This window comes from Methylophilus sp. (assembly GCF_035460085.1).
Classification (GTDB): Bacteria; Pseudomonadota; Gammaproteobacteria; order Burkholderiales; family Methylophilaceae; genus Methylophilus.
Map to the genome: position 1 here is coordinate 1 of NZ_DATHWZ010000071.1, position 17906 is coordinate 17906.

Sequence of the window (17906 nt, forward strand, 5' to 3'; positions counted from 1 at the left end):
ATTTCGCCGACATCCTTATTGGTTTTACCTTTGACAGTCCAGTACAACACTTCCGACTCGCGCTTGGTCAACTGGAATACTTTGCCTAGCGATTCAATTTGCAGTTCGTCAGAGTGTTCGCGTAATACGATCACCCATTGCTCTTCACTGGTGTTAGCGACGGTAAGGCTAAGCCGTGCATTGCCGTGATTAACGCTTAAGGTTTGCATGGTTTGGCCGGCAGCGTTTTGCAGAATGCAGTTTTCCAGCCATTGGTAAATCATTGGTGGCAGGGTTTGCACGGCGCTGTAAGCTTCTTTTGCTGCCCATTCGGCGAAATATTGTGCCAGGTATTGTTTGGCTAGCGGTGTTTGCCAAACCAGACGTTTGTCCGCAGGTAAAATCGCAATAGTGGCCTGGCCGAATGCATCCAGTGCCGAGGTGGCCTGGTGCATTTTTGTCGCGTTCTGCACATGGGCTTTAACGCGTGCCAGCACTTCTGCCGGACGCACCGGCTTGGTGACATAATCCACACCACCTGCGTCAAACGCCATGGTGACGTGTTCAATTTCGGTCAAACCGGTCATAAAAATCACCGGGATATGCTGGGTTTCAGCCGTAGCCTTGATGCGCCTGCAAGTAGCGAATCCATCCAGGCCTGGCATCATTGCATCCATCAGGATCACATGCGGCTGCATCAAGTGTGCGACTTGCAAGGCCATTTCGCCGGAATTGGCAACACAGACCTGATACCCGGATTCATCCAGGGCATCATGCAGATAGGCCAGGTTCTCCGGCACATCATCCACAATCAACACAGTGTAATTTGGGTTGGTCATCTTGCATCCTCAATCAAGCGTTGCAGTGTAGCAAAATCAAAGCGGTCCATGGCCTCTTGCAGTGAGTTAATCAATGTTTGATGATGTGAATATTCTCGTGTAATCGTTGCCAGTACTTCACGCGCACCCTTGACGTAGCCGACCTTGGCAAATTGCATCAGGTTATCCAGCAATGCTTGCGGAATCGCCGCTGCCTCTCCCGGCACCCCAGTGACTGGAGAATCTGCTGCCAACAGTACAAGTTGGTCTTTGCTGCTATCCGCATAGCGCCAGGTCAGACCCAACTGGTGACCTACCCAATCCAGTACTTCATCCAGGTTCACCGGTTTGACAAAGAAATCGCGTGCCGGAATTTTGGCCTGGTTATCCAGGTTACGGTCATAGGCATTGGCAGAGACAATGGCGATAGGGATCTGAGAATGGTGTGCCTGACGAATAATATAGGCCGCTTCCCAGCCATCCATGACTGGCATGGCCAGATCCATGAGTATCAAATCTGCTTTCAGGGCCTGATACTGGTTGATGCAAGCCTGGCCGTTGGCCGCCTCATGCACGATAAAGCCGAGCGGTTGCAAGGTATCGCGCAATAACTCCCTATCCACTTCTTCGTTATCGACCACTAGAATGGTGCGTACAGGGCCGTCATAGCCTTTACGTTGCCTGACTGCCTGTTTGGATAAGTGCGCAGTCTCGCGGATTTGCGGTAAGAACAAGCGGATGTCAAAACGTGTGCCATATCCGACCACACTGTCAAAATGAATTTCCCCACCCATCAATTGCGTGAGGAGCTTGCTGATCGTCAAACCTAAACCAGTGCCGCCAATGCCGACCACATTCGCTGCACTGCCGCGTTCAAAGGGCTCAAAGATCTTCTCAACTTCATTCGGTGCAATACCGGGTCCGGTGTCCTGGATTTCGATCTGTGCAATTTCACGTGCATAGCTGATGCGGAAGGTCACACTGCCTTTGGTGGTAAATTTCACTGCATTGCCCAGAATATTCACCAAGATCTGCATCAGGCGCTTATGGTCTGCACGCACATATTCAGGCAAGGTGCCACTCTGTTCAAACTTGAAGGTCAGGCCTTTATTTTGCGCCTGGATTTCAAACATACTGACCATATGGTTGATGAACTCGGGGAAATGCAGTGGCTTCACATCAAACGCCATTTTGCCGCTTTCAATGCGCGCAATATCCAGCGTACTCTCAATCAGTGACAGCAAATGCTCGCCACCCCGGCTGATGGTTTTAATTGCCTGCTTGCGATGGTCAGGGATACTGTCATCGTTAGTCAGCAATTGCGCATAGCCAAGAATGCTGTTGAGTGGTGTGCGCAACTCATGGCTGATGCCAGTGATGTACCGGCTCTTGGCCTGGTTCGCCTCTTCTGCCAGCCGGCGCGCTTTTTGCAATTGGCTATCGGTTTTCTTGTGTGATTCGATCTCTTCCAGCAACAAACCTGTCTGCCGGTTGGATTCTTCCTGCGCGACGCGGCGGCTGGCGGAGGTCAGGACCAGCCACCAGGCCACAATACCGCCCAGAAACAGCAATGCGACAAATACTTTAAGGTAACCGGAGCGGAAGCGGGCCATCAATTCCGGATACTGCTGACCAATGGTCAAGGAGTCATGCAGGTAAATCAGGCTGATGGTCGCACCAAATAACAACATCGCAATCACCATCAGCAACAGGAAATGCGCGACGCCACCGTTCAGGTGCGGCCAGAATCGCTCTGGCAGGATTTTCCTGTTTACCGCTTCCCACTGCGCACTGAGCCTGGCCTGCGGTTTACACGCATCATGGCATCTGGCATCCAGGCAGCAGCATAAGGAACAAATCGCACCACCATAAGCCGGGCAATGCGCCATATCGCTGACTTCATAGTCGCGCTCGCAGATCACGCATTGTTTGGTCGCTGTCGGTTGCAGATAGACCGGACGCTGCCTGGCCAGGTAATATTTACCCTTGGTATACCAGGCGATCAGTGGTGATAACAGCATCGCGGTAAATAATGAAATAAAGGTTGAAAAGGATTGTGCGACCACGCCCATGACGCCGGTATACGCCGCAATCGAAATCGCCGAGGCAATGAACATCGCGCCCACGCCGACCGGGTTGATGTCATATAAATACGCACGCCGGAATTCAATGCCCTTAGGGCTTAATCCCAGGGGCTTGTTAATGACCAGATCAGCCACCACAGCAGCAATCCAGGCAATCGCGATATTGGCATACAAGCCCAGGATTTCTTCCAGCGCCTGAAACACATTCAGCTCCATCAGTACGATGGCAATCATCACGTTAAAAGCGACCCAGACAATACGCCCAGGATGGCTATGGGTGAGCCGGGCGAAGAAATTTGACCAGGCCAGTGAGCCCGCGTACGCGTTGGTCATATTGACCTTGATTTGCGACACACAGACAAACAAGGCTGTGATCGCCAGGGCGATTTCGTGATTACTGAACACATGCTCGAAACCCACCAGATACATGTGCGTCGGGTTGACGGCAGAAGTGATCGGCATATCGCGTGAAAACACCAGATAAGCCAGCAAAGCACCTGCCAGCATTTTAAGCATGCCGAGGATCACCCAACCGGGGCCAGCCATTAATACGCCTATATTCCAGCGCCAGTAGTTTTCTTTGGTGCGCGCGGGCATAAAGCGCAAAAAATCGACTTGCTCACCGACCTGCGGAATCAGTGCCACGCCAACGGCGGTTGCCGCCCCGAACATTAACCAGTTGAAATGTCCACCATTGGCGGATGTGCCGGCAAAATCACTCAGCCTGTGTAATACATCCGGATCTGCGCGCAGAATGGCAAAAAAAGGCAGGAACATCAGCGCAATCCAGATCGGCTGCGTGATCATCTGTATCCGGCTGATCAGGGTCACACCGTGCGTCACCAGCGGAATCACAATCAGCGCGCTGACCAGGTAACCCAGGTATAGCGGCAAGTGGAAATACAGTTCCAGCGCATAGCCCATAATCGCTGCTTCCAGCGAAAACAGGATAAAGGTGAACGACGCGTAAATAAATGAAGAGATGGTCGAACCGATATAACCAAACCCGGCACCACGCGTCAGCAAGTCCATATCAAGGCCATACTTGGCGGCGTAATAGCTGATAGGTAAACCGGTCAGGAAGATAATCGCGCCCACGGCCAGGATCGCCCATAACGCATTGGGGAAACCGTAATTGATCGTAATCGTGCCGCCAATCGCCTCCAGCACCAGAAAGGAAATGGCCCCCAGCGCGGTATTGGATACCCGCAGAATAGACCACTTGCGGAAGGCACGCGGCGTATAGCGCAGCGCATAATCCTCAATTGTCTCGTTCGCTACCCAGTTGTTATAGTCGCGGCGGATTTTGACGATACGTTGTATCGGTTCGGCAGTAATTTCGCTAGCTAATCCGGGAGACGGCGTAGACAATCAATAACCCTTTAATGATGACAGGCTTAAAATAACAAGCCTGCGGCAATGTACCGCAGACCAAAAATTTCCCCACGCTATATTAAGGCCTGCAGGTAAATCAATCATTACGTTAATTGACGTAGCGATGAAAGGCAAGCAACATCACAGGCCTTTACATGAAAAAAAGCGGATCGAAAGGATCCGCTTTCTGGTCATTCGGTTTTAATCAACACGCTATCAGGCAAGCAACCAGTAAGTCCCCAGGCCCATCATCATGCCACCCAGTAATTGTGTTGTGGCTTTCAGCCATGGTTGCTGCTGGCGACCCAGTATCCAGCCCAGGCCATGGAGGGTAGCCGTCGCCAGCACCATGCCTGTTAAAGAGCTCCAGCTTTGTCCAAGTTCAACGCCATGTACATAGCCATGCGCAGCGGCAACCAATCCCACCAGGCTAAACTGCGCCCATCTGGATAACTCCACTTTTGCAATCAACAAACCACCCATTACCAGCAAACTGGCAGCGACCATCACCTCGGCCAGTGACATAGGCAGCCAGACCATAGCCAATGCAGCAAACAAGGCCATTACGCTGACAAACAACACAGGCAATTGCCAGCCTTGTTGCGCCTGGCGACGCGCCGCCCAGATACCCAGTGACAACATCACCAGCAAATGATCCCAGCCTGTCAACGGATGCAAAAATCCGTTTGCAAACCCTGCTTGCAAATCATGTCCAGGATGCGCGTATGCCACACCCGATAACACACTAGCTCCGATACCTAAAAGAATACTTTTTTTCATAGAATCTTCTCCCACAACATTCAATTACTAATAGATTACTTAATTTGCCTCAACCTCGGCTCTCAAAAAGGCTCGATCAGAAAATGATGGCTGTACGTTTGTGGCAAGGGGTGTCGGCGCAGACAGTACAATTCAGTACGGCAAGCCGACACAACACAGCCACAGGCGTACAGCCATCATTTTCAAAGCATCAGGCCTTGTTTTTCGATGAAGGTGACTATCTCCTCCAACCCCTGCCCACTCTTCAGGTTGCTAAAGATAAACGGCTTTTGTCCACGCATGCGCTTGGCATCCTGGTCCATCACTTCCAGCGAAGCGCCTACCATAGGCGCAAGATCAATCTTGTTAATCACCAGCAAATCAGACTTGGTGATACCAGGGCCACCCTTGCGTGGAATTTTCTCGCCCGCCGCTACATCAATTACGTAGATGGTCAAATCTGACAACTCAGGACTAAACGTCGCCGCCAGGTTATCGCCGCCGCTTTCAACAAACACAATATCCAGTGTCTGAAAGCGCTTGCTCAACTGATCCACCGCTTCCAAATTCATGGATGCATCCTCACGAATCGCCGTATGCGGACAACCACCTGTTTCCACGCCAATGATACGCTCAGGCGATAACGCCTCGTTGCGAGTCAGGAATTCGGCATCTTCCTTTGTATAAATATCGTTAGTCACCACGGCAATGTTGTACGCCTCGCGCAAACGCTGGCAAAGCGCAAGCGTTAAAGCGGTTTTCCCGGAACCGACCGGGCCACCAATGCCGATACGTAAAGGCTCTTTGTACTCGGTAACCGCGGGTGTGGGTGTCTCAAATTGGGTATGTATTTTCATGATCTGAATAATCTACTGTATTGCGTTTCGTGTTGGCAACCGGCAATGCTGAGTAACGGGTTAAAGTTGCTCATGGCATCATCCGGCAATTGCATAGCGGCCTCTATCACTTGTGGCAAGCACTCGCCCAAGCTAAGCAGGATAGTCTGCCCGGCCACCTGACCAAGCGGCACAGCCTTCATGGCAGCGCTGGCCTGGTTTTCCAGCCAGCCCCAGATATAACCATGCAGCACCTGTTCAGCTGGAATTTGCCAATGCTGGGCAATGGCTGCATAAAGGGTCGGGAAAGCTGTTGATTCCAGTGCGTTAATCTGTGCCACCAATGCGGGCGACATGGGCTTGAGGTCATTCAGCAAACGACGCAGGGAGTAGCCCATCTGCCGCGTCTCTGCACATCCTTCAGCGGTGTCCCGCCCCGCCTGGTAAAAAATATCCCACTCTTGCACTGCGACTAAATCCTGCGCCTGCCATGCCTGATATAAACGGTACAGCACCGGCAACTCAAAACGGGCCTGATAAATCTGCAAACTGTCACCTATCCAGGCTTGTGCAGTTGCAACATTGGTAACTTCACCCGACTCAATCGCCCATTCCAGCCCTTGCGAATAGCCATAAGCACCGACTGGCAACAGCGGGCTGGCCAATTGCAGCAAGCGACTGAGTGCCAGGGCATTAACCATGTGCACGTCCACTATTTTTTGGTCGCAAAGAATGCAAGGCATCATCGCCATGGCGATGACCGCCGCCGTAAGCGCCGGCTTCCGGCTCAAAAGGCGCGTTAACCTCACTCACCTGCATGCCTAACCCCAGCAGCATATCTCTCAGCACATAATCCTGCTCCAGGCGTAACCAGCCATCGCCAATTTGCAGTGGCACATGCCGGTTACCTAAATGATAGGCTGCACACATCAGGTCGCGAGCGGTAGGCGCGATGACGTTATATACAGGCTCTTGCGCTGCCACAATCTGGACGACCAGGCCGTCCGCTGACTTGAGTAGATCGCCACCACGCAGGATGATGCCTCTGGTTAAAAACAATGCTGCTTCGTTGCCAGAAGCCAACTTCACGCGCAGGCGACTTTTTTGCCGTAGGTCAAAAGGCAATTCAAGTGTGTCGTCTATATGGCCACTGACAGTAATACGTTCGGTGAGATGAATCATGTTTAAAATAAAAAGTAACGTTGTGCCATAGGTAACACCTCAGCCGGTTCACAGACCAAAGGCATGCCATCAGCAAGCACTTCATACGTTTCCGGATCGACATCAATCTTGGGCATCCACGTGTTATGTACCATGTCTGACTTTTTCACGTTTCGTGTCCCTTTAACGGCTACCAGTGTTTTTTGCAGCCCCAATGTTTTCAGTTCAGGATTGTCTAGCCCGGCTTGCGAAACAAAGGTAACCGCCGTTTTCAGGCCACCACCATACGCACCAAACATGGGGCGATAGTGCACGGGCTGTGGGGTCGGGATCGAAGCGTTCGGATCCCCCATCGCGGCCGCGGCAATCATGCCGCCTTTGATAATGGTAAAAGGCTTTACCCCAAAGAAAGCCGGTTTCCACACAACCAGGTCAGCCAGCTTGCCCACTTCAACAGAGCCAACCACATGTGAAACGCCATGCGTGATGGCCGGGTTAATGGTGTATTTGGCGATATAGCGTTTGATGCGGAAGTTATCGTTACCTGCAACATCCTCTGCCAAAGGGCCACGCTGTATTTTCATTTTGTGTGCGGTTTGCCAGGTGCGGATAATCACCTCGCCGACCCGGCCCATGGCCTGTGAGTCAGACGACATCATGGAGAATGCGCCGAGGTCGTGGAAAATATCCTCCGCGGCAATGGTTTCGCGACGAATGCGGCTTTCGGCAAATGCGATATCTTCGGCAATCGCCGGATCCAGGTGATGACAGACCATCAGCATATCCAGATGCTCGTCGATAGTATTCACGGTAAAAGGCCGTGTCGGATTGGTCGAAGACGGCAACACATTAGGATAACCTGCAGCCTTGATAATATCCGGTGCATGACCACCACCAGCGCCTTCGGTATGGAAAGTATGGATAGTGCGGCCTTTAAAAGCGCCAATAGTCGTTTCCACAAAGCCAGACTCATTCAGGGTATCCGAGTGGATGGCTACCTGCACATCCATCTCATCGGCCACGCTCAGGCAATTATCAATCGCTGCCGGTGTGGTTCCCCAGTCTTCATGCAACTTGAGGCCAATCACACCGGCTCGCACTTGTTCACGCAATGGCTCAGGCAAACTCACGTTACCTTTGCCCAAAAAACCTAAATTCATGGGGAAAGCATCGGCGGCCTGCAACATGCGATGGATATGCCAAGGCCCCGGCGTACAGGTGGTCGCAAAAGTACCCGTCGCCGGGCCGGTACCGCCGCCTATCATGGTGGTGACGCCGGACATCAGCGCTTCTTCAATCTGTTGCGGACAAATAAAATGGATATGCGTATCAATGCCACCAGCGGTGATGATCATACCTTCGCCGGCAATCACTTCGGTCCCGGCGCCAATCGCAATCGTCACGCCAGGCTGGATATCCGGGTTACCGGCTTTGCCGATGGCTGAAATATAGCCACCCTTGATGCCGATGTCGGCTTTGACGATGCCCCAATGGTCAATAATCAACGCATTGGTAATCACGGTATCTGCGACTTCAGCCGCCAGGCCTTGCCCTTGGCCCATGCCATCACGGATCACCTTGCCACCGCCAAACTTCACTTCCTCGCCATAGATGGTGAAATCTTTTTCAACCTCCACCCATAACTCGGTATCCGCCAACCTTACCTTGTCACCGACAGTCGGGCCGAACATTTCAGCATAGGCGCGTTTATCCATTTTCACTGTCATTGTTTTTCCTTATTGCTCTGACTTTATTGCTCGCCTGCTATTTCAGGGCGCCCATGACTTTACCGGCAAAACCGTATACTTCACGCTTGCCCACCAGTTTGACCAGTTGCACTGTGCGCGTTTGACCCGGCTCGAAACGCACTGCCGTACCCGCGGCAATATTCAAGCGGGCACCATAAGCCAAGTCGCGATCAAACGACAATGCCTCATTCGTCTCGTAAAAATGATAATGTGAACCGACCTGGATAGGCCTGTCGCCGGTATTCGCCACATCCAGCGTCACCGTTTCGCGGCCTGTGTTTAATTCGATGTCGCCTGCTGCGACCTGCATTTCGCCGGGAATCATCAATTACTCCAGTGAGTTGTAGTCTGTTTATTTAACTGTTTCATGTGCATAACGCTTAGGTATCGTTTACGTTGTTTTAATTCGAAATGCCAGAAACGCTCAGGCATGGCGCTGCAAGCGTGGAGGGCAAGGCGTACATTCGCAGACAGTACATTTAGTACGGCAAAGAGCTGCAACACCGCCATCCGCGCTTGCAGTGCCATGCCCTTTCCATGAGATCAGTTAATGATCAAAATGGATGAAGTGCAAGGCGCCCGGAACACAGAAACCGGAATGTACATGAGTACATGAGGATTTCGAGTACCGCGTAACGCCGCAATTCGCCATTTTGATCATTAAATTACTCATGGAATGGGGTGGTGGACGGTGACTAACTTCGTCCCATCCGGAAAAGTCGCCTCAACCTGTATATCCGGTATCATCTCCGGCACCCCTTCCATCACCTCATCCCGTGCCAGCAAAGTGGTGCCATAACTCATCAACTCAGCTACGGTTTTGCCATCGCGCGCGCCTTCCATGATGGCGGCCGAAATATAGGCCACCGCTTCAGGGTAATTCAGCTTTAAACCACGTGCCTTGCGCCGCTCGGCTAACAGTGACGCGGTAAAAATCAATAATTTATCTTTTTCTCTAGGGGTGAGTTCCATAAGTGGTGAATTCCGTAGGCTAATTCTCTATGCATTTTGATGGTGCGTATCAGGTATTCCAGATACGCGGCCTGATGGCGTTTTTTTGATAATACCACGGCCTTAAAATCTGCCAGCACTGCTCAAAGTACTGTCTCGCCTGCTGTGATGCATTACCTACGTAACGGATACAGAGAACTTCGGGCAATGCTGTGATACCCACTTTTGCCTCCGTTAAAACTATCTCACGACAGGCTTGCAACACTTCGGCAGGGACAACGCCTGCGCATACCAGAAAGGTACCGAAGACAGCCGCATTACCAAGCCCTACACGACTGGTCTTGACCAGGTCATCCGCCTGCATGCGCGCGCGCTCGTTCCAGATCAGCCTACCATGCCGGGTGATACGTTGATTTAATTGGTAAAGGCCGCGTTGCCAGATTTCCTTTTGCGCCTGACGCCCCAGACAGACGATATCCCAGGCAGCCAGCGTGGCATCTGCCGCCAACGCTATATCTGCAGAAAACCCTACTTCAGCAGCATCGAATAAAATATTTTCTTGCGGCAACCATTCCAGTCCACTGCCAGCAGCCAACTGAAACTGCAGCGTTTGCGTCGCTTTGGTGCCATTTGCCTTGTACCACTTACCGGCACCCGGCGTCGTCAGCAAGGCTCTTGCGCCCTCACCCACACTCACCTGTAAATGCAGCGCATCGCCACCAGCCACACCACCGGGAGGATGCACCACCACCGCATGACAGATATCTTCACCTTCGGGGTGCAGGCTCTTTTGAACGACCAGAGGGCCATGATGCAAGCGATGCGCCAGATAAGAGCGTGCATCCCGTCTGGCAAAGCCAAGCTCCAGCCTGGCCTGCCAGTGTTTTGCGCCAATCCCGGGCAAATCAGTAGCGCGTTGTAAAAGTGGCGATGCAATCGCAGGCTTTAAATCATCCATAACAGCATCATGCCACAGGCGTTGCCAGTATGAACAGGCAAGCCTTACACAGACAGATAACTTTTCACCTTGGCGGCATCCACATTGTCACGGGTGTCTTCGTGGATAAACCGGCCTTTATCAATCACGATAATACGGTCTGCGACTTCCATGGTGAAGCTCAGCACCTGTTCGGAAACAATGATGGTGATTTCACGCATTTTGCGGATTTCGTTCAGCACTTTGGCGATGTCTTTAATGATGGAAGGTTGGATGCCTTCAGTCGGCTCATCCAGCAACAATACTTTTGGATTGGTCACCAGCGCACGGGCAATCGCCAGCTGTTGCTGCTGACCACCGGACAAATTACCTCCCTTGCGTTTGCGCATTTCATGCAACACCGGGAACAAGGCAAAAATATCTTCAGGAATCTCACGGCCGGCAGATTTCTCCAGCCCGGTTTCAATATTCTCCTGCACGGTCATGTTGGGGAAAATCCAGCGGCCTTGCGGCACGTAAGCCAGGCCTTTCATGACACGATCATGGGTAGCTGAGCCCTGCAAATCCACGCCATCGACTGTTGCTTTACTGGCTTTGCTCGGCAAAATACCCATCAATGACTTGAACAGGGTGGTTTTACCCATGCCATTGCGGCCCATGATGGCCAGGGTTTCATTTTTGTTGGCTTTGAAATTCAGGCCATGAATCACCTGACTTTGACCATAACTCACCTGCAAATTCTCAATTTCAAACATCTTGCACTCCTTGAGCTAATGCTGCTCTTTAAGTAATGGCACTTTTATTAATCGCTCGGATTAATGATTACGAGTTAATGTCCCAGATACACTTCAATGACTTTTTCATCAGCCTGTACTTTTTCCATCGGCCCTTCAGCGAGGATCTTGCCCTGATGCAGCACAGTCACCTTGTGTGCGATTTTCTTGACGAACTCCATGTCGTGCTCAATCACAATCACTGAACGGTTCTGGCAGATGCGGTTCAGCAACTCCGCCGTCTGGTCGCGTTCTTTTGCGCTCATGCCAGCCACAGGCTCATCCAGCATCAACAGCTCTGGCTCTTGCATCAGCAGCATGCCGATTTCCAGCCATTGTTTCTGGCCATGACTCAGCAAGGCAGATTCCATGTCGAGAAACTGTGTCAACATGATGTCTTCTGCCACCTTGCGTACACGGTCTTCTACTTCCTGCGTCCGTTTGAACGTCAGGCTGCCAAATACGCCGCGTCCTTTTGGGTAAGACACTTCCAGGTTCTGATAAACCGTCAGGTTTTCATAAATCGACGGGGTCTGGAATTTACGGCCAACACCCGAGCGTACAATCTCATGTTCAGATAGCTTGGTCAGTTCAGTATTTTTAAACTTGATAGACCCGGCTGTGGATTTGGTTTTACCGCAAATTAAATCCAGCACAGTGGTTTTGCCAGCGCCGTTTGGGCCTACCAGCACACGCAATTCATTTTTATCGATATACATGGTGAGGCTATCCACCGCTTTAAAGCCATCGAAGGAGACGGTTAAATCTTCTACCGCCAAGACGAAGTCGGTATTACTCATGCTTCTGCTCCTCTCAATTTGTTACTCTCGATCGCAGGCGCTACATCCGTTTCTTTAGCGCCTGCTTTCTTGCGTGTTACTTTAGTCGCCACACTGGTAGATTCAGTGGCCAAGCTTGTTTCATCTGATGTTTCGGTAAGTACTGCTTGTGCTTCTACCTTAGAAGTACTTACCTCAGGCTTTTTTGCAGTGGCTGCCTTGTCTTTGAACCAGCCATATTTGGTCGCGTATTTATCCCAGATACCTGCCAAACCACTAGGGAAAAACATCACTACTGCGATAAACAGCCCGCCCATCAGGAACAACCACATTTCGGGATAGGTCTCGGAAAACACTGTTTTGCCGTAATTCACAAGCAGGGTGCCATATACCGCACCGACTAGCGAAGCACGCCCGCCCACGGCACAGAAAATCACCATTTCAATCGATGGCACAATGCCGACGAACGACGGTGACATAAAGCCCACTTGCAGGGTAAACATGGCACCACCAACTGCGGATAACATGGCGGCAAAGCAGAAGATAAAGATTTTGAAATTGGATACGTCATAGCCGGAGAAACGTACGCGCTCTTCTTTGTCACGCATCGCCAGCAACAACATCCCGAACTTGCTGCTCATGATGTATTTGGACAAGAAAATCGCACCGAACAACAACAGGCCATTCACAAAGTACAAGATATATTTGGCAGAGTCGCTACGGATATCCCAGCCCAGCATAGTGCGCAAGTCAGTCATCCCATTCACACCACCGGTATAGCCTTGTTGACCGACAATCAGGATACTCAGGATCAGCGCCACTGCTTGGGTAATGATAGAGAAATACACACCACCCACACGACGTTTAAACATGGCGTACCCGATGATATAGGCGAACAATGCCGGAATGGTCAGCACGGCGAAGATGGTGAACGGCAGACTCTTGAACGGCTCCCAGAACCATGGCAGGGAAGTGATCTGGTTCCAGTCCATAAAGTCAGGAATACCAGGGGTAGACTGAATTTTAGTACTCAGTGGGTCAGACGCTTCCAGTTTAAGGAACATGGCCATGGCATAACCACCCAGGCCGAAGAAGATACCCTGGCCTAAACTCAGGATGCCGCCGTGTCCCCATAACATCACCAGGCCGACCGCGACAAACGCGTAAGTCAGGTATTTACCGATTAAATTGAGGCGGAAGATATCTACACCCAGTGGCAGTACGACGAAGATGACAGCAGCCAGTACAGCCAGGCTGATCACTCCCTCCTTACCCCCCAGTAACGGGCTGGCCTTCATTTTTTCCCATAATGTCATCAAGATTTCTCCTCTGTTGATGCGTTGATTCTATTGCGGCAGGGCTAAACAATTAATACGTTCATTTACTTATAGAACTTTTACTCAATGGCTGCGCGGGACCATTACTGCGTTGCGCGTTGCGCGAAATCCTCATGTACTTTGTCTACATTGCGGTTTCTGTGCGCCGTGCGCCTTGTGCTGACTCCCACTTGCTCATTGATTATGTCCTATTGGCTATAAACCCTTATTTACGCAGTTTGGAGGCAAACAAGCCCTCTGGTTTCATCATCAAAATGCTGACAATGACAAGCAAGGTAGACACCTTACCCATAGAGCTGGTCATAAAGAATTGCAGTACAGATTGCGCCTGGGCGATACCGAAGGCGGATGCAATCGTACCCACGATACTGGCGGCACCACCAAACACCACCACCATGAAGCTATCCACGATGTACAGCGTACCTGTGGTCGGGCCGGTAGAAGAAATGGTCGTAAACGCAGCGCCAGCGATACCGGCAATGCCACAACCCAGGGCAAATGTCACACGGTCAACTTTTGCAGTGTTAATGCCCACGGCACCGGCCATGGTGCGGTTTTGCACCGTGGCACGCACACGCAGACCCCAGCGCGACTTATACATAAACATGTAAACACCGAAGGTGACCAGCGCTGCCAGCGCCATCACAAACAAACCGTTGATTGGAATATCAATATCTGGTGTTGGATTCACAGAACCCAGCATCCACTCAGGCAATTCGGCACTCACTTCTTTTGCGCCGAACGAGGAACGGAAGATCTGCTGCATCACCAGGCTCAAACCCCAGGTCGCCAGCAAGGTATCCAGTGGTCGCTTGTAGAGATGCCGGATCATGATGAATTCAATGAAGTAACCAACCGCGAACGCCAGTACAAAAGCAATCGCAATCGCAAACACGAAGTAATAATTAGTGAACCCGTAAGTAGCAGCCACTTTGGAAAGCATGACCGTTGTGTAGGCGCCAATGGTCATAAATTCACCATGTGCCATATTAATCACGCCCATCTGCCCGAAAATAATCGCGAGACCAAGTGCCATCAGTAGCAACACTGTAAACATGCTCAGGCCTGAAAAGCCTTGCATCACCACAATATTGCCTATTTCTGCCATCGAATAACCAAACATAGCGGTCTCCTTAAAACACAACTTTTGTATTAGATATTTAGAAACATGGGGAGAGTGTCTTTGCGGGCGAATTGCGCTTCATACCACTCAACGACTAGCCCCATATTTTCATCACTGCTTGCGCCAAGCGGTAGCCGGTCAAACCGGCTACCGCTTAAGCATTTAAGACAAGACCAGTTTATTGGTAGCCTTTTGGAAATGGATCAGGTTTGATGTAATCAGAGGTGTAAACCACTTTGGCCTGGCCATCTTTGCCCCATTGACCAATACGCAGTTTGGTTGTCAGGTGATGGTTGGCTTCTACAGTCACAGGGCCTTCTGGTGCATCTTTGAAGACATAGCCTGGCAATGCAGCTTGTACTTTATCTACGTCGAAGCTACCTGCACGTTCAACTGCAGCTTTGTACAACCATGGGCCCAGGTAAGCAGCTTGTGTCACGTCGCCGATCACAGCATCTTTACCCCAGCGTTTTTTGAATGCTTCAACAAATTTCTTGTTTGCATCATTGTCTTGAGACTGGAAGTATTTCATGGCTGAGTAGAAACCAGCCAGGTTTTCACCGCCGATACCCAATACTTCATCTTCAGTCACGGAGATGGTCAGCATGGTTTGCTTGCTTGAGTTCAAGCCCGCTGCGTTCAATTGCTTGAACCATGCTACGTTACTACCACCAACCACCGCTGCGTAGATCACGTCAGGTTTTTTCAGTTTGATTTTGTTGATTACAGAACCAAATTGCGTGTCACCCAAGGCAATGTATTCTTCACCCACTACTTTACCGCCCAGATGTTGCTCGATGTGTTTACGGGCAATTTTCATGGAAGTACGTGGCCAGATGTAGTCAGAACCAATCAGGTAAAAAGTTTTCGCTTTTTTCTCTTTAGCGATCCAGTCCAGACCTGCAAGAATCTGTTGTGTCGCTTCCTGACCTGTGTAGAACACGTTTTTGGATTGCTCCAGACCTTCATAGAAAGTCGGGTAGAACAGCAAGCCATTGTCTTTTTCAAACACTGGCAAAGCCGCTTTACGTGAAGCAGAAGTCCAGCAACCCATCACAGAAGCCACTTTGTCTTTTTCCAGCAATTTCTTTGCTTTTTCAGCAAAGGTTGGCCAGTCAGAAGCGCCATCTTCCTGTACGACTTCGATCTTGCGACCAAGGATGCCGCCCATGGCGTTGATCTGCTCAATCGCCAGTTTTTCAGCCTGGATAGATCCAGTCTCACTGATCGCCATGGTACCGGTAGCGGAGTGCAGAATACCTACTTTTACAGTGGTGTCAGTGACTGCCAACCCTGTGGTGTTCACTTTTGATGTTGGAAAATCTGCAGCAAATGCGTGTCCGGTAACGAGACCTGCTGCCATCATGGCACCTAACATTGCGCCTTTGATAAAACCCCTTCTATTCAAGGTACTCATTACAACTCTCCTTTTAAAATCAGTTAACTTCAAAATTAAACATTGCTCACTACATACTGCATTCATTGCGGATGATGGTTAATGTCCGATCATCTTTATTTGGTCGATCAGACTAGTGTCCGATCAGCTTTACCAGGTCGATCAGACTAATGTCCGATCATCCAGGGCCTGGCGGTTTTCTTGGTTTGCATCTGCATCGCAGGTTTGCCGTTATCCGGATTCACCTTGGTGGTGGTTTTGCAGGTATGTGACCCTGTGCAACCACAACTGGAGCGGCGTCCACTGCGAGGCTCATGCGCAGCTTTCTCGTTACGTTCATGCGCGGACCGTTGTTGCTTGCCCATGATGGCCAGTTTGGGGACGGACAGGATGCGCGGGCTTTCAGACCCGCAACACTCGCAATCCGCTGGCAAACTGGATTCACTCATTTTGCGTAGCGCGGTAAACACACCACAACTGTCACATTCATATTCGTAAAGAGGCATCTGTATACTTTCCTTATGCAAACCGGGCTCTTGAAAACTTCGCCTTTAAAACTTGATTAAGTACTTGGCGCCACGCTAATTCCAGGCGGCACTTCGATCTTCGGCCCATCGGCATTCGGGCGGATATCAAACTCAAAGATCTCAGTCGGAATCCACAAGGTAGCGCAAGCGTTAGGAATATCCACAATGCCGCTGATATGTCCCTCTACCGGTGCTGTACCTAGAATTGCCACCGCTTGTTCGCCGCTGTAACCAAATTTCTTCAGGTACTCAATCGCGTTCAGGCAAGCCTGGCGATAAGCCACATGGACATCCAGGTAATGTTGCTTGCCAGCTTCATCCACTGAAATGCCTTCAAAGATCACATAGTCACGATACGTCGGTGTAATCGGGCTTGGCTGGAAAATCGGGTTTTTAATCGCATACTTTTTCACACCGTCTTTGATCAGGCTGACTTTAATATCCAGATAGCCAGCCATTTCAATGGCGCCGCAGAAAGTAATTTCACCATCGCCTTGTGAGAAATGCAGGTCACCCATGGAGAGACCGCCATCCTTCACATAGACCGGGAAGAATATTTTTGAACCCTTGGTCAGGTTTTTGATGTCGCAATTACCACCGTGGTCCCGTGGTGGTACGGTACGGGCACCCTCTGCCGCTGCTTTTGTGGCAGCTTCACCAGATAAGCGGCCCATCACGGCAGACTTAGGTTCAGGTGGCAGTGCCAGTGCCGGTACACGGTCCGGATCCGTGGCAATCAACGCAGCTTCACGTTCATTCCATGTCTCCAGTAATTCGCGTGATGGCAGGCAACCGATCAAACCCGGGTGCATGATGCCGGCATAACGTACTTTCGGCACATGGCGTGAAGTCGTATACACACCATGGAAATCCCAGATCGACTTGCTTGCTTTAGGGAAATGGTCGGTCAGGAAACCACCGCCATTCTCTTTCGCAAACAGGCCGTTAAAGCCCCACTGCTGGTCGTCAAAGGTGCCGACATCCAGGATTTCAACCACCATCAGGTCACCTGGCTCAGCGCCTTCTACACCGATCGGGCCGCTCAGGTAATGCACCTGGGTCAGGTCCACGTCACGGATATCATTGGCGCTGTCATTGTTTCCAATCTGGCCGCCGGTCCAGTCCATACATTCCACCCGGAACTCATCGCCTGGCTTCACCATGGCAATCATGGGCAGGTCAGGATGCCAACGGTTATGGATCTGACCGTCCTGTTCCCATGGTTTTTTATCCAAATCCAACTTCACTATTGTTTTCATTACGCTCATCTCCTTTGTGAGAAAGGGTTATAAGGTGTTGATTAGAACTGCATCTGTAAGGCGAC

The 17906-nt window shown here is 50.8% G+C and carries 18 protein-coding genes; all 18 read right to left on the reverse strand.

Annotation, left to right across the window (positions count from 1 at the left end):
- Positions 1-818 (reverse strand): response regulator (locus VK958_RS10625; protein ID WP_325241158.1); only part of this gene is annotated, 818 nt, incomplete at its 3' end.
- Complete coding sequence (locus VK958_RS10630; protein ID WP_325241159.1) at positions 815-4252, reverse strand: ATP-binding protein; 3438 nt, start codon at positions 4250-4252, stop codon at positions 815-817. The genes VK958_RS10630 and VK958_RS10625, both read right to left, overlap by 4 nt.
- 219 nt (positions 4253-4471) lie before the next feature.
- On the reverse strand, positions 4472-5035 hold the full coding sequence (locus tag VK958_RS10635; RefSeq protein WP_325241160.1) for a HupE/UreJ family protein: 564 nt from the start codon (positions 5033-5035) through the stop codon (positions 4472-4474).
- Between the two features lie 182 nt (positions 5036-5217).
- A complete protein-coding gene (gene ureG, locus VK958_RS10640) occupies positions 5218-5871 on the reverse strand; it encodes an urease accessory protein UreG (RefSeq protein WP_325241161.1) in 654 nt (217 codons plus the stop codon).
- A complete protein-coding gene (locus VK958_RS10645; RefSeq protein ID WP_325241162.1) occupies positions 5868-6551 on the reverse strand; it encodes an urease accessory protein UreF in 684 nt (227 codons plus the stop codon). The genes ureG and VK958_RS10645 overlap by 4 nt, the downstream gene beginning before the upstream one ends.
- Positions 6544-7032 (reverse strand): urease accessory protein UreE, encoded by a 489-nt coding sequence (gene ureE / locus VK958_RS10650; protein ID WP_325241163.1) that lies wholly within the window; start codon positions 7030-7032, stop codon positions 6544-6546. Before ureE ends, VK958_RS10645 begins: the two co-directional genes overlap by 8 nt.
- 2 nt (positions 7033-7034) lie before the next feature.
- Positions 7035-8738 carry an urease subunit alpha gene (gene ureC, locus VK958_RS10655; RefSeq protein WP_325241164.1) on the reverse strand — a complete coding sequence of 568 codons (1704 nt, stop codon included), beginning with the start codon at positions 8736-8738 and terminating at the stop codon, positions 7035-7037.
- A gap of 37 nt (positions 8739-8775) precedes the next feature.
- Positions 8776-9084, reverse strand: coding sequence for an urease subunit beta (locus VK958_RS10660; protein ID WP_325241165.1), 309 nt, complete (start codon positions 9082-9084; stop codon positions 8776-8778).
- Positions 9084-9287, reverse strand: a complete 204-nt coding sequence (locus VK958_RS10665) for a hypothetical protein (protein WP_325241166.1) — start codon at positions 9285-9287, stop codon at positions 9084-9086. Before VK958_RS10665 ends, VK958_RS10660 begins: the two co-directional genes overlap by 1 nt.
- Before the next feature lie 141 nt (positions 9288-9428).
- Positions 9429-9731: an urease subunit gamma gene (ureA, locus tag VK958_RS10670; protein WP_325241167.1), complete on the reverse strand. Its 303-nt coding sequence runs from the start codon at positions 9729-9731 to the stop codon at positions 9429-9431.
- 49 nt (positions 9732-9780) lie between these two features.
- Positions 9781-10668 carry an urease accessory protein UreD gene (locus VK958_RS10675; RefSeq protein WP_325241168.1) on the reverse strand — a complete coding sequence of 296 codons (888 nt, stop codon included), beginning with the start codon at positions 10666-10668 and terminating at the stop codon, positions 9781-9783.
- Positions 10669-10712: 44 nt separating this feature from the next.
- Positions 10713-11402, reverse strand: a complete 690-nt coding sequence (gene urtE, locus VK958_RS10680) for an urea ABC transporter ATP-binding subunit UrtE (protein WP_325241169.1) — start codon at positions 11400-11402, stop codon at positions 10713-10715.
- A gap of 74 nt (positions 11403-11476) precedes the next feature.
- Positions 11477-12220 (reverse strand): urea ABC transporter ATP-binding protein UrtD, encoded by a 744-nt coding sequence (urtD, locus tag VK958_RS10685; RefSeq protein ID WP_325241170.1) that lies wholly within the window; start codon positions 12218-12220, stop codon positions 11477-11479.
- Positions 12217-13515, reverse strand: a complete 1299-nt coding sequence (gene urtC, locus VK958_RS10690; protein ID WP_325241175.1) for an urea ABC transporter permease subunit UrtC — start codon at positions 13513-13515, stop codon at positions 12217-12219. The genes urtD and urtC overlap by 4 nt, the downstream gene beginning before the upstream one ends.
- A gap of 226 nt (positions 13516-13741) precedes the next feature.
- Positions 13742-14659, reverse strand: a complete 918-nt coding sequence (gene urtB, locus VK958_RS10695; protein WP_325241171.1) for an urea ABC transporter permease subunit UrtB — start codon at positions 14657-14659, stop codon at positions 13742-13744.
- A 178-nt stretch (positions 14660-14837) separates the two neighbouring features.
- Positions 14838-16076, reverse strand: coding sequence for an urea ABC transporter substrate-binding protein (gene urtA / locus VK958_RS10700; protein ID WP_325241172.1), 1239 nt, complete (start codon positions 16074-16076; stop codon positions 14838-14840).
- A 146-nt stretch (positions 16077-16222) separates the two neighbouring features.
- The gene (locus VK958_RS10705) at positions 16223-16561 is read right to left on the reverse strand and encodes an FmdB family zinc ribbon protein (RefSeq protein WP_325241173.1); all 339 of its coding nucleotides are present in this window, start codon (positions 16559-16561) and stop codon (positions 16223-16225) included.
- A gap of 56 nt (positions 16562-16617) precedes the next feature.
- Positions 16618-17841: a formamidase gene (gene fmdA / locus VK958_RS10710; protein WP_325241174.1), complete on the reverse strand. Its 1224-nt coding sequence runs from the start codon at positions 17839-17841 to the stop codon at positions 16618-16620.
- Between the last annotated feature and the right edge of the window lie 65 nt (positions 17842-17906).